The sequence below is a fragment of the Rhizobium vallis genome (assembly GCF_003985155.1).
GTDB classification, from domain to species: Bacteria; Pseudomonadota; Alphaproteobacteria; order Rhizobiales; family Rhizobiaceae; genus Rhizobium; species Rhizobium vallis.
On the sequence record NZ_ML133694.1, the window covers coordinates 117,411 to 130,456 of the forward strand.

At 61.7% G+C, this 13,046-nt stretch carries 13 protein-coding genes; 9 read left to right on the top strand and 4 right to left on the bottom strand.

What is annotated here, in order from left to right:
- Nucleotides 1-11 precede the first annotated feature (11 nt).
- Nucleotides 12-1,250: an extracellular solute-binding protein gene (locus EFQ99_RS23410; protein ID WP_126923603.1), complete on the bottom strand. Its 1,239-nt coding sequence runs from the start codon at nt 1,248-1,250 to the stop codon at nt 12-14.
- Between the two features lie 225 nt (nt 1,251-1,475).
- Between EFQ99_RS23410 and EFQ99_RS23415 the strand changes: the two genes are divergently transcribed.
- The 5 genes from EFQ99_RS23415 (at nt 1,476) to EFQ99_RS23435 (ending at nt 7,457) form a co-directional block, all read left to right on the top strand.
- Nucleotides 1,476-2,681 carry an ROK family transcriptional regulator gene (locus EFQ99_RS23415; protein ID WP_126923604.1) on the top strand — a complete coding sequence of 402 codons (1,206 nt, stop codon included), beginning with the start codon at nt 1,476-1,478 and terminating at the stop codon, nt 2,679-2,681.
- Nucleotides 2,682-3,042: 361 nt separating this feature from the next.
- On the top strand, nt 3,043-4,398 hold the full coding sequence (locus EFQ99_RS23420) for an extracellular solute-binding protein (RefSeq protein WP_126923605.1): 1,356 nt from the start codon (nt 3,043-3,045) through the stop codon (nt 4,396-4,398).
- 127 nt (nt 4,399-4,525) lie between these two features.
- The gene (locus tag EFQ99_RS23425; protein WP_126923606.1) at nt 4,526-5,410 is read left to right on the top strand and encodes a carbohydrate ABC transporter permease; all 885 of its coding nucleotides are present in this window, start codon (nt 4,526-4,528) and stop codon (nt 5,408-5,410) included.
- Nucleotides 5,411-5,420: 10 nt separating this feature from the next.
- Nucleotides 5,421-6,335 (top strand): ABC transporter permease subunit, encoded by a 915-nt coding sequence (locus EFQ99_RS23430; RefSeq protein ID WP_126923607.1) that lies wholly within the window; start codon nt 5,421-5,423, stop codon nt 6,333-6,335.
- A 12-nt stretch (nt 6,336-6,347) separates the two neighbouring features.
- A complete protein-coding gene (locus tag EFQ99_RS23435; protein WP_126923608.1) occupies nt 6,348-7,457 on the top strand; it encodes a sn-glycerol-3-phosphate import ATP-binding protein UgpC in 1,110 nt (369 codons plus the stop codon).
- Between the two features lie 33 nt (nt 7,458-7,490).
- Here EFQ99_RS23435 and EFQ99_RS23440 read toward each other — a convergent pair whose 3' ends face one another.
- On the bottom strand, nt 7,491-7,964 hold the full coding sequence (locus EFQ99_RS23440) for a cupin domain-containing protein (protein ID WP_125845168.1): 474 nt from the start codon (nt 7,962-7,964) through the stop codon (nt 7,491-7,493).
- 130 nt (nt 7,965-8,094) lie between these two features.
- On the opposite strand from EFQ99_RS23440, the gene EFQ99_RS23445 reads away from it, so the two are divergent.
- Complete coding sequence (locus tag EFQ99_RS23445) at nt 8,095-8,631, top strand: carboxymuconolactone decarboxylase family protein (RefSeq protein WP_126923609.1); 537 nt, start codon at nt 8,095-8,097, stop codon at nt 8,629-8,631.
- Here EFQ99_RS23445 and EFQ99_RS23450 read toward each other — a convergent pair.
- Nucleotides 8,628-9,398, bottom strand: coding sequence for a TIM barrel protein (locus EFQ99_RS23450; protein ID WP_126923610.1), 771 nt, complete (start codon nt 9,396-9,398; stop codon nt 8,628-8,630). The genes EFQ99_RS23445 and EFQ99_RS23450 overlap by 4 nt on opposite strands.
- A gap of 139 nt (nt 9,399-9,537) precedes the next feature.
- Here EFQ99_RS23450 and EFQ99_RS23455 point away from each other — a divergent pair, with 139 nt between their 5' ends.
- Nucleotides 9,538-10,326: an SDR family NAD(P)-dependent oxidoreductase gene (locus EFQ99_RS23455; RefSeq protein ID WP_126923611.1), complete on the top strand. Its 789-nt coding sequence runs from the start codon at nt 9,538-9,540 to the stop codon at nt 10,324-10,326.
- Between the two features lie 120 nt (nt 10,327-10,446).
- Complete coding sequence (locus EFQ99_RS23460) at nt 10,447-10,911, top strand: RrF2 family transcriptional regulator (RefSeq protein ID WP_126923612.1); 465 nt, start codon at nt 10,447-10,449, stop codon at nt 10,909-10,911.
- Nucleotides 10,912-10,972: 61 nt separating this feature from the next.
- On the opposite strand, the gene EFQ99_RS23465 is transcribed toward EFQ99_RS23460, so the two are convergent.
- Nucleotides 10,973-12,097 carry an acyl-CoA dehydrogenase family protein gene (locus tag EFQ99_RS23465; protein ID WP_126923613.1) on the bottom strand — a complete coding sequence of 375 codons (1,125 nt, stop codon included), beginning with the start codon at nt 12,095-12,097 and terminating at the stop codon, nt 10,973-10,975.
- Nucleotides 12,098-12,260: 163 nt separating this feature from the next.
- On the opposite strand from EFQ99_RS23465, the gene EFQ99_RS23470 reads away from it, so the two are divergent.
- Entirely contained in the window at nt 12,261-13,037 is a 777-nt protein-coding gene (locus tag EFQ99_RS23470; protein ID WP_208722810.1) for a metallophosphoesterase family protein, read from the top strand.
- Nucleotides 13,038-13,046 lie beyond the last annotated feature (9 nt).

Sequence of the window (13,046 nt, forward strand, 5' to 3'; positions counted from 1 at the left end):
TCAATCCGGGCTCAGAGGCCGCTGTTTTCGGCGGCCGACTTCAGCGCGTCCTCGGGAGAGGACTGGCCGAGCAGCGATTCCTGGATCGCCTGCTGCAGGGCGGTCGAAAGCTCCTGATATTTCGGCGTCGTCGGGCGCGGATACATGGCGGCCAAGCCGACCTTGGCGGCCGAGATCAGTTCTTCCTGGCCCTTGGTGACGGCAGGGTCCTCGTAGGAGGAGGCCCAGATCGGCAGGCTGAGCTTGGCGTAAGCATTCTGCGTCGCCTGCGAGGTCATGAAGGCGATGTATTTCCAGGCCTCGTCGGGATGCTTGCTGGCGGAGGTGATGCCGAGGCCCATCGAGCCGTTGACGGCCGAAGCCTGGCTCTTGCCAGCAACGCCCGGTGCCGGCACGACGCCAACCTTGCCGGCGACCTTGCTGTCCTTCGGGTCGTTGGCCATGTTGTACATGTAGGTCCAATTCAAAGCGAAAGCGGCATCGCCGTTTTCGAAGACCTTGCGGACGTCCTCTTCCAGGAATTCCTTGGAGTTCGGGTTCGTCAGCCCTGACGTATAGCTGGAGACCATGTATTTCAGCGCATCGAGGCCGCCGCCGGCCTGGAAGGCCGGCTTGCCGTCCTTGAGGAAATCGCCGCCATAGGCACTGACGAGGGTGGTGTAGTCGCAGATCGCGGCTTCGGCCTGCGACCAGCTCCAGGCGATCGGCGTGGCGAGCAGGCCTTTGTCCTTGATCGCCTTTGCCTGTTCGGTCAGTTCGTCCCAGGTCTTCGGCGGGGTTTTGATGCCGGCCTTTTCGAGGATTTCCTTGTTGTAGAACAGGTATTTTGTGTCGAGGATCCACGGCATGCCGTAATATTTGCCGTCATACTGGACGGTGGTCCAGGCGCCCGGCAGCACGCCCTTCTTCATGTCGTCGGTGACGCGCGAGGAGACGTCGACCAGCACCTTGTTGGTGGCGTATTCGGCCGGCCAGATGACGTCGAAGAGGACGACGTCATATCCGCCGCCGGAACCTTGCGCCAGCACGGTCTTGTCGTGCAGGCCCTCATAGGGGACGAATTCGAGATTGACCTTGATGTCCGGGTTCGCCTTGGCGAAGGCGTCGGTCATGGCGCGCACATCGGCCTCGCTGTAGGCGGCCTGCGCCATGAAAAGCGCGTTCAGGGTCGTTTCGGCGAAAGCATGCGGTGCAAGGGATGCGCCGATCAAGGCCGCACCCAGAAGCGTCTTATTAAAAGATTTCAGCATTGCAGCCTCCAGTTTTTGACATTTACGCCTGGCCGAGGGCGGACGTCGCCGCCATCGGTGTTCGAGAAGGCACGCGTTGAAAACGTGCCGGTCCATCATCTCGGAGCGTCGTCGGAGGCCTCGCCGGCTTCCTGCGTTCCCTGGGACTCTCCGGTCCCTTATTAAGTCAAATGTATTGACTTAATAGTTCTTCAACATTTTAATGGAGTCAAGAGGCAATTGCATATGAATGACAGTCGCCCGATCCGGGCCAAGAGCGGCACCAATCATGAAGGCACCAGCGCGCATAACCGGCGCGTGATGATCGATGCCCTGAGGATCAACGGTGCGCTTTCACGTGCTGATCTGGCGCGAGCGACGTGGCTGACCAAGCAGACGGTGTCGAATATCATCGTGGAACTCGAGCACGACGGTCTCGTCGGTCCGCAGGAAGCGGTAAGGAAGGGCAGGGGCCAGCCCTCGACACCCTACGGCCTGGTGCCCGAAGGCGCCTTTGCGATCGGCTTGCAGATCGACCGGCATGTGACCAGGGCGGTTGCCGTCGACCTCGTCGGCAGCGTTCTCGTGCGTGAGGAGGCCGGCCTGCCGCCTGGGGGTCCGTCGACTGGGACGAAGGTCATCCTTGATCTCGTCGCCGGCGTGCGTTCTAAGCTTGCCGGGGTCGTCCGGCAGTCGGAAAAACGGCTCGTCGGTCTTGGCGTCGCCATGCCCGGGCCTTTCGGCGTCGATGGCAGTGGCGACGATCCGTGGATGATGGCGGCCTGGCAGCAATTTCCACTATTGGAAACGCTGGCCGCCGGCACCGGGCTCGATGTCGGCTTGCAGAATGACGCAGCGGCGGCCGCGACCGCCGAGCGTATGGTCGGCGCCGCCCATGGTCTCGATCACGCCGTCTGTCTTTTCGTCGGTTATGGCATCGGCGCGGGTCTCATTCTGAACGGAGAACTCTACGGCGGCGCCAACGGCAATGCCGGTGAGATCGGCATGGCACTATTGTTTGCCGACGGTAAATCGACGCCGCTCGAACATCGCGCCTCGCTCGCTTCGCTCTATCAGCATCTGTCGCTCGATCCTGCGGATCCCGCTCTCCATGCCCGCATCGACGACCTTCTCTCCAGGAACGACCGAGGCATCCAAGCCTGGATCGAGGCGGCGGCGGCGGACCTGCGCTGGAGCATCCATCTCATCGAAACGGTCTTCGATCCGCAGACGGTGATCCTCTGCGGCAGCGCGCCGGAGGCGCTGGTGGAGAGGTTGATTGCGGCGATTGGCCCGCTGCTGCCTTCGATCGCCGAACGGCGCGGCCGGACGCTGCCGCGCCTGCAGCCCGGCATGGCCGATCCCTGGTCGGTGGCGCTCGGCGCCGCCGCCGGACCGATCAGCCGCGCATTCGACCCGCGGTTTGCAGCGATTTTGAAGGATTCCCTCTGATTTTGGGCTGAAACCGGGCGTTGCACAGCAGTGCAACGGCAAAAATAGGAATGTTTTCGCAAGTTTCGTCGCGATGCGCGCGCCAATAAAGGCACTCTGTTGCAATATAAGTAAATATTATGTATTTTCTGAAGCTGCGTTTCTTTGGCTGGGGGTCCATAGGGATGGAAGTATATTTGAAGGGCTCGCAAAGCTTCTTCGAATATTTCTCATGGCGCGGGGAATAACGATTGCATGTCAGTTTTGTGACGACTAGCATTCGAACATTTCATGTCATGTAATATTCATTGGCCGCGGCAATTTGAACCAGCTAATAGGGCGTGCGCTGAAAGTGCGCGTCCATTTTACGTTCGAGGTTCTCATGCAAGCCAAGCTTCTCGGCGCCGTTGGCGCCCTTCTCGCCACAGCGTTTCTTGCCGGTCCCGCTGCTGCCGCCGATAAGACCAAGATTGACTTCTGGTTCGGCAACTCCGGTGACATTGCAAAGCGTGTCCAGGAACAGTGCGATCGCTTCAACCAGTCGCAGTCGGATTATGAAGTCGTCTGCACCAGCCAGGGCAGCTACGATGCTTCCCTGCAGAACACGATTGCAGCCTTCCGCGCCGGCAAGCAGCCGACCATCGCCCAGGTTTCCGACGCCGGCACGCTCGACATCATGCTCTCCGGCGCTTACTACCCGGCAAACAAGCTGATGACTGACACGGGCTATAACGTCGACTGGAAAGATTACTTCTCCGGCATCGCAAACTATTATGCGACGTCCAAGGGCGAGATGTATTCCTTCCCCTTCAACTCGTCGACCGCTCTCTTCTACTGGAACAAGGATGCCTTCGCCAAGATCGGCAAGGACCATGCTCCGACCACCTGGCAGGAAGCCGGTGAAGACTTCAAGGCTCTGAAGGACGCAGGTTATGCCTGCCCGCTCGGCTTCGACATCTCCAACAACGAAGTCTGGCAGTACATCGAGCAGTTTGAAGCCGTAAACGGCGAAGCGATTGCGACGAAGAAGAACGGCTTCGAAGGCCTCGACGCCGAGCTGGTGTTCAACAAGAACCCGCTTCTCGTCAGCTACGTCAAGGACCTCAAGTCCTGGTACGACAACAAGCTCGCCGTCATCAAGAACAAGGCCGTCGGCCAGACCTTCGTCGAAGCTTTCGCTGCCGGCGATTGCCAGGTCATCCTGACCTCGGTCGGCGACCACGGCAACATCGGCCGTACCGCCAAGCAGGGCATGAACTGGGGCGTTTCCATGCTCCCGACCTACGGCAATGCAACCCGTCACAGCTCCTTCGTCGGCGGCGCTTCGCTCTGGGTCCTGAAGGGTCACACCGACGCCGAATACAAGGCTGCGGCTGCCTTCTTCAATTTCGTCGCAAAGCCGGAAGAAGCCCTGACCTGGTCGACCGTCACCGGCTATATCCCGGTTCGTAACTCCGGCTTCGAATATCTGAAGAAGCAGGGTTTCTACGACAAGGCCCCTTATGCCGGCCGCGAACTTGCCATTCAGAGCCTGACCGCTTCGCCTGCTGACGACACCGCTCCGCACGGCATCCGCCTCGGCGGCCTGCTGCAGGTCCGCACCGAAATCGCCAACAGCCTGCAGGCAATCTTCATCAACAACGCTGATGTCCAGGCTTCGCTCGATGGCGCTGCCGAACGCGGCAACCAGCTGTTGCGCCGCTTCCAGCAGACCTACAAGAACGTTCAGCTCCCCTGATCGACTGACATGAGCCGCACCCGGCCCGCATTGCGCGAGCCGGGTGTCTCTTTGTACACTCCATACCGGCTGCGGAGGCGAACTCGCCGACCGCGCCCAAATGAAATCCGGACGAAAACGACCACTCATGGAAAAGCGCGTCACTTTCTCCTCGACGACGATCGGATTGCTCTTCGCGTTTCCGATGCTGCTGCTGATCTTCGTCTTCTTCTATTGGCCGAGCGCGCAGGCGCTGTATTGGGCATTCACGCTCGAGCAGCCGTGGGGTGGCGGGAATGCCTGGGTCGGTTTCGACAATTTCAAACAGCTGCTCGGCGATCCGATCTATTGGGAGTCGGTCACCCGCAGCATGATTTTCGGCTTCAGTTCGACGGCCATCGCCATGGGACTGGCGCTGATCCTGGCGCTTCTGACGGATCGTGAACTGCGCGGCCATAAAATCTACCGGTCGGTCTTCATCTGGCCTTACGCGATTGCCGCTCCCGCTCTCGGCCTCGCTTTCCGCTTCATCCTGGCGCCGGAGGCCGGCCTTCTCTCGGTCATCAACCACGCCTGGCCCGGCCTCTGGAACCCTGCGCTCGACGGCAAGGACGCGATGATCGCCGTTATCATCGCCTTTTCCTGGAAATATATCGGCTATAACTTCATCTTTTTCCTCTCGGCTCTGCAGGGCATTCCGCGCTCGCTGATCGAAGCGGCCGCCATGGATGGCTCCGGGCCGATGCGCCGCATCTGGGATATTCAGCTGCCGCTGCTGACGCCCACGCTGTTTTTCCTGCTCGTCATCAACATCACAGAAAGCTTCCAGGATTCCTTCGGCATCGTCGACGTCATGACGCAAGGCGGTCCGGCCCGCGCCACGGAACTCATGGTCTACAAGATCTATTTCGACGGCTTCAGAGGGCTCGACTATTCGGGCGCCGCCGCGCAGTCCATTATCCTGATGCTGCTCGTCATCCTGCTCACCATCTTCCAGTTCCGCTTCATCGAGCGGCGCGTGCATTACAAGTGAGGTTGCGGACATGATCGAACGCACGCCGATATTCAACTTCATCTGCTATACGCTTCTGGCGCTCGGCATGGTGATCGCGCTTCTGCCTTTCGTCATCGTCATCATCGCGTCGACCCTCGATCTCGAGACGGTCAATCGCGTGCCGCTGCCGCTCACCCCAGGCTCGCATTTCTGGGAAAACATCCAGACCGCCTGGGTTCGCGCCGATCTCGGCAACAAGCTGTTCCACAGCATCATCTTCGCGACGGCGGTCGGCGCCGGCAAGGTCATCCTTTCCTCGATGGCCGCCTTCTCGATCGTCTACTTCCGCTTCCGCGGCCGGTATGTGATTTTCTGGATCATCTTCATCACGCTGATGCTGCCGCTGGAGGTTCGCATCGTGCCGACCTACTCGATCGCGGCCAATGCGCTGCAGCCGTTCCAGACGATCCTCGACTTCACCGGAATAAGCTGGATCGTCCAGCAGCTCACTGGCATCCAGGTCAAGCTCGAATGGGGGCTCTTGAATTCCTATCCCGGTCTCGTTCTGCCACTGGTCGCCACCGCCACCGGCACCTTCCTTTACCGGCAGTTCTACCTGACGGTTCCCGACGAGCTTGCCGAGGCCTCGAAGATGGACGGGTCAGGCGCTGTCCGGTTCTTCTGGGACATTCTGCTGCCGCTTTCGCGTCCGAACATGATCGCGCTGTTCACCATCATGTTCGTCTGGGCCTGGAACCAGTATCTCTGGCCGCTGCTGATCACCACCGATCCGAAATTCGGCATTGCGGTGACGCAGCTCAAGACCCTCATCCCGTCCGAATTCGGCCTGCCCGACTGGAACGTCGCCATGGCCGGAACCCTCATCATCATGTTGCCGCCACTGGTGCTCGTCATTCTGATGCAGCGCTGGTTCGTGCGCGGCCTTATCTCCACCGAGAAGTGAAGGAGTAGTCCTTTGGCACCGATCTCAATCCGCGATGTGAAAAAGAGCTACGGCAAGAATCCCGTCGTTCACGGCGTCGATCTCGAAATCCAGTCCGGCGAATTTATCGTCATCCTCGGCCCGTCCGGCTGCGGCAAGTCCACGCTGCTGCGCATGATCGCTGGCCTCGAGGAAATCAGCGGTGGCGAAATCGCCATCGATGGGCGCGTCGTCAACCAGCTGGAGCCGCGCGAGCGTGGCTGCGCCATGGTATTCCAGAACTACGCGCTTTACCCGCACATGACGGTCGCCGAAAATATCGGCTACGCCTTGAAGGTGGCCGGCGTTGCGAAGGCAGAGCGCACCCGGCGCATCAGCGAGGTCGCCAAGGCGCTCAGCCTCGAGCCGTTCCTCGAACGCCGGCCGGCCGCCCTTTCCGGCGGTCAGCGCCAGCGTGTCGCCATGGGCCGCGCGATGATCCGCGAGCCGAAGGTGTTCCTCTTCGACGAGCCGCTGTCGAACCTCGACGCCAAGCTGCGCATCGCCATGCGCGCCGAAATCCGCCGCCTGCACCGCCGCCTCGGCGCCACCTCGATCTTCGTCACGCACGACCAGACCGAGGCGATGACGCTGGCCGACCGGCTGGTGGTGATGAACGGCGGCAGGGTCGAGCAGGTCGGCACGCCGGAAGAGGTCTATCATCATCCCGTCTCGCGCTTCGTCGCCGGTTTCGTCGGCACGCCGGCAATGAACCTTCTGGAAGGCACGATCAACGACGAAGGCGTCTTCGTCTACGATCAGAGCCGTAAGATCCCGCTGCCGCGCGAACGCGCCGCGCCGCTGAAGGGCAAACGTGTCGTGCTCGGCATGCGCGCCGAAGCCGCCCGGCTGGTGGCGCCGGATGCGCCCGGCGCCTTGGTGGCGACGGCCGATTTCATCGAAGAGCTTGGCGCGAGCCGCGTCGTTCACGCCGATTTCGACGGACTGCCTTTTGCCGTGGCGCTGACCGAGGCCGTGACGGTGAAATCGGGCGATCCGATCGGCATCGCGATCGATCACCACGCGATCCACCTCTATGCCGCCGATACCGGCCGGATCATCGAGAACACCGCCATGAGCGGCGTCGGCGCCGTTCACGCTTGAGCACCGCAGCCGTTTCCGTGTGAGAACCCGATATCAGCGATGGATCGGATCGATCCACGGAACGTCTTCCGGCTTTTCGACCGGCTCGATATCGAGATTGACGACGACGGGTTCCTGGCCTGAGCGGACGAGCACGCATTCCAGCGTCTCGTCACGGCTGGCGTTGATCTCTTGGTGCGGCACGAAGGGCGGGACGTAGATGAAATCGCCGGGGCCGGCCTCGGCGGTATATTCCAGATGCTCGCCCCAGCGCATGCGGGCCTTGCCCTTGACCACGTAGATGATGCTTTCGAGATCGCCGTGATGATGAGCGCCGGTCTTGGCATTGGCATGGATCGTTACCGTGCCGGCCCAGATCTTTTCGGCGCCGGCACGCGCGTTGTTGATCGCGGTGGCGCGGTTCATGCCCGGCGTCTGCGCGGTATTCGGATCGAGCGAATTGCCGGGAATGACCTTGACGCCATGTTCGCGCCAGTCGACGTGATGATGCTCGTGGTCGTCGCTCATGCCTTGCCTCCATCTCGGATTTGGTCAGTCTAGGCGGGAGCGGCGCGGCGGCCAAGCGGATTTGCCGCTAGGCATCCGCACACCATCCCGGCGCCCGATAGCCCCAGTGCCAAAAGGAAGAGCAGAACCGATGAGCCACCTTCCGCAGATCGACTACGACACGGCTTCTGAAGAGGTTCGTGCCGCGCATGACGAGGAAATCAGGCTGCGCGGACGCATGACCAACATGAAGCGGACGCTGTTACATTCGCCGGTCGCCCACCGCATCTATGCCGAATGGTTTACGCTGCGGGCTGAACTCGACCCTGCGATCAGCGACCGGGAGATATGGATCTTCTCGCATGCGATCTCGAAGGCGGCGAAATCGAAGATCGCCATCACCTTCTTTCGCCTGGCGCTGATCAACAAGGGTTTCAATCCCGACGCGCTGGAGCTTTCCGAGGAGGAAGCGCTGCTTGCGGCCTTCGGCAGAGCGATCGTCGCCGATTCCAATGCCGTTCCGGGCGAACTCTGGACGAGATTGAAAGAGCGCTACGAGACCAAGGTGCTCGTCGATCTCGTCGCCTTTGCCGGCATCATGCTGGCGACCGCCGTCTTCAACAATGTCGTCGACGTCGAGTTCGACCCCGAGCTTGAAGCCTTTGCCGAAGGCGCCGGTTCAGTTTAGCCGCCGAGCGAGGCGATCGCGGCCCTGACGGCCTCGGCACTGGGCCTAGTCGGCCGGTATTCGAGGCCGACGGCGCCGTCATAGCCGTTGGCGAAGATCCAGTTGAGGCGGTGGGCAAGGTCGATGGCGCCGGAGCCGGGCTCGTTGCGACCGGGGTGATCGGCCACATGGACGTGGAAAACACGGTCGAGACGGCGTTCCAGCACCTCCTCGGTGCGTTCGTCCATCACGGCGGAATGGTAGATGTCGTAGACGATGCCGATCTCGGGGCGGGCGACGTCGTCTACGATGTCGAGGCCTTCGCGGGTCGAGTCGAGGAAATAGCCGATATGGTCGATGCGGGTATTGAGCGGTTCGACGCCAAGGCGGACACCGCTGCCTTGAAGGATATCGGCGCCCGATTTCAGCGTTTCGGTGAGCGCCCGGCGCTGCTCTTTGCGGCTCAAGCCCGGGAGATCGTCTCCGGCCTGGGCGATCAGCACGGGTGCGCCGAGGCGTCTGGCGACGGCAACGGATTCGGCAAGGCCTGCAAGCCAGGCCTGCCGGTTGGCGGAGCCGGTCAGCGCGATCATCGGTTCGGCGACGAGGCTGGTGACAACAAGGCCGGTTTCCTTCAGCGCCGCCTCGATCGCGTCCAGATCCTTGTCGGTCCAGCGCCAGAATTCGATGGCCGTCAGGCCGCCGGCATGGGCGCGGCGGATGCGATCGGCAAAGCTGTCGCCCTCTTCGGCAAACAGCCACTCGATGCAGGCGGAATAACGTCGCATGAAAACTCCTCCATGGGTGGCGCAGGCTGCGACAGATCGAAGCCTGCCGCAAGAGGCGTTCTTATGCTTGACGCCCGGATTCATTGGCGAAACACTCGGCACATCGGACCGGGATCACCGGCTGCTTCAGGAGGAAGATATGGATCTGGGATTGAAGGGAAAGATCGCCGTCATAACAGGTGCGTCGGTCGGCATCGGGCTTGCGATCGCCGAGGGGCTGGCGGCTGAGGGCACCGATCTGGTGCTGGCGGCACGCGGCGGCGAACGGCTGGAGGCGGAAGCCGCCCGCATTGCCGAGAAATACGGCGTCAACGCCGCCGCCGTCGTTGCCGACGTGGCGACGGCTGCGGGAACCGAAGCGATCATTGCGGCGGCAGCCGAAAAAGGCGGCGCCGATATCCTCATCAACAATGCCGGCACCGGGTCGAACGAGACAGTCATGGAGGCGCCCGACGAGAAATGGCAGGCCTATTGGGATCTGCATGTGATGGCCGCGGTGCGGCTGGCGCGGGGCATTGCGCCGCAGATGAAGAGACGCGGCGGCGGGGTGATCCTGCACAATGCCTCGATCTGCGCCGTCCAGCCGCTCTGGTACGAGCCGATCTACAATGTCAGCAAGTCGGCGCTGATGATGTTTTCGAAGACGCTCTCGACCGAGCTGATCCAGGACAATATCCGCGTCAACTGCGTCAATGCCGGCCTGATCCTGACGCCCGACTGGATCAAGACCGCCAAGCAGCTGACGGCCGAAACCGGTGGGAACTGGGAAGGCTATCTGCAAGCCGTCGCCAACGAGCACGCCGCCTCCAAGCGTTTCGGCACGCCGGAGGAATTGGCGAACGTCTTCGTTTTCCTGAGCTCGGAGCGGGCGAGTTATTGCATCGGCTCGACCTATTTCGTCGATGGCGGCATGCTGAAAACGATCTGACTGGGATTGGTTGCCAATATAAGCTATAAATAATAGCTATTTTGTTGTATGTTCACGCTTTTGACGCTATTTGCCTGCTATTGGGCAGGATCAATACTGCGATTCCACAAGGCGACGACGATGCTGACGAAAAAGGGAAAATACGGGCTGAAGGCGCTGGTCGATCTGGCGCGGCTTGCGCCGGGCGAAACCGCCTTCATCAATGACGTCGCGGCTCGCAACAATATCCCGAAGAAGTTCCTCGATACGATCCTGCTCGAACTGCGCAACGTCGGCATCTTGCGCTCGAAGAAGGGACCGGGCGGCGGATATTCCCTGTCGCGGCCGGCCTCCGAAATCCGCATCGGCCATGTCATCCGCACGCTGGACGGCCCCCTGGCGCCGATCCGCTGCGCCAGCCGGACGGCCTACGAGGCCTGCGACGACTGCGCCGATCCGGAAACCTGTCAGGTGCGGCGCTCGATGACCGATGTTCGGGACGCGATCGCCGCCATTCTCGACAATATGACCCTCGAGCAGTTCGTCGCCGACGGCGGCGCCATCGACGGCGAGAAGGAAGAATTGCCGATCTCTGCCGCCAGCTGAGTTCTCCTGCTTCCACGTCATTCCAGCCGAAAAACCACTACACCTTGCGGCTGACGTTGCTTCAGGCCGCGCCCGGCTTCGACACATATTCGCCAGCAGCATGCATCAGCTGATCCCGCGGCAGCGACAGCGCGTGGATGCGGGCATTGCGCCAATGGCGGTCGAGATTGAGCCCGATGCCGGCCGATGTTTCCCCAACAAGCTCAAACAGCGCATTTGCGGTGCCGAGCGCCGTTTCCCCGGCAAGGATCGCTGCCGCCGAAGCGGAGAAATGCGCGTCCGCCATCGCGGCCGCCGCGGGGTTGACCTGAGCGATGTCGAGTTTGCGGCCGGCCCGTTCCAAGGCTGCCGCCGCCGTTTCGATGCGGACGGCGCGTTCGCCGATCCGGGGCAGGACGGCGGTGCGGTCGCCGATCGCGGCGATCAGATCGGTCCATGCCGCCCGCGCGATGCCAAGGCTGACGGCAGCCTTGAGCAGCAGGCCGAGCGAGACGCCGGTCGGATATTTGGAGGAGGGGGCCGGCGCAATCGCATCGGCATTGACATGGAACTGACTGACGATCGCCGTCGCCGATCCGTTCGTCCGCTGGCCGAAACCGTCCCAATCGTCGACCACCTGCACGCTTTCGTCGCCGCGAGCCATATAGAGCGTCACCGGTCGGCTGGGCGGAGCGGTGGCGGCAGCGGCGATCCAGTCGGCAAAGAGAATGCCGGGCGTCTGGCGCGTGCGGCCGCTCAGCCGGTAGCCCGGACCTTCGGCGGCCAGATCGGTGCCGTCGATGAAGGTGGCGGCCGCGAATCGGTCGCCCTGCAGGACGCGGGCAAACAGCGATGCCTTCAGATCCTCGGCGGCTTGCGTGCGGAGCGTCTCCAGCACGCAAAAGTGGTTCTCCAGCGCCTCGCCGACCGACGCGTCACCCTCGGCGATGATCGCAACGATTTCGGCGAGCAGGGCGTTCGACACGTCGAGCCCTTCATAGTCCGGTGGAATGGAGATTGCCGTCAGCCCCGATGCCGACAGTGCGTCCAGCTCGGCATGGGGCAGGATACGGTTGATATCGCGTTCGCTCGCTTGCCGCCGGAATGTGGCGGAGAGGTCGCGGGACGTGGATATCGCCTCCTCTTCGCTTTCGATGCGGTGCGCGGGAGGCCTCAGGCTGACATGAAACTGCGATACCGTTCCCATCGGTCACTCTTTCCTCGACGCATACAGGAGTGAGGGATCGGCGCTTGAATGATAAGGTCGGTTTTTCTCCAAACTGCGCATGTCTTGAATTTTCCTACCAGCTTGATGGCCTTGCCCCGCGCTCTACTTACGGTTAGTTGGGGTTCTTCGATCGAGAGACATGATGAGCGATACGCTTGCTCGCCACAGCGAGGTTTGGAAAATGGCACGCCAGCCGAGGCCGCGTCTGACGCTCGATATTGCCGAGATCCCGACCTATGCGATCGGCGACATTCACGGCCGTTACGACCTGCTTGTGAAAGCCGAGAAGGCGATCCTGCGCGACGGCGCACAGCTGCCCGGGCGCAAGCTGATCGTGATGCTCGGCGACTATATCGACCGCGGCCCGGAATCGGCGCAGGTGATCGCCCATCTCATGGAGTCGCTGCCTGATGGATTCGATCGCATCTGCCTTGCCGGCAATCACGAAAACACCATGCTCGACTATGTCGATGGCTGGGTCTCCTATGACGACTGGATGCGCATGGGGTCGGCGGAGCTGCTCAAATCCTATGGTCTCGATCCGGATCATCTGCCGCTGGTCTTCCCCTCCGGCGTGCAGCTCGACGCCTTCATCCGCCAGTCGCTGCCGCGGACGCATCTCGATTTCATGCGGGCGATGCCGATCATGCTGGACACGCCGAACGTGTTATTCGTGCATGCCGGCATAGATCCGGCTCTGCCGGTCGCCGCGCAGACGGATGAGGATCTGGTTTTCATCCGCCATCGTTTTCTCGAAAGCAAGGTGCCTTTGCCGAAACTCGTCGTCCACGGTCACACCCCGAACGACGAGCCCGACATCCGTTCGAGGCGGCTCAATCTCGATACCCGCGCCTATCGCAGCGGCAAACTCACCGTCGCCCGCTTCTGGCAGGGCCAGGTGCACCTGTTCTCCACCTGACTTTGCTGC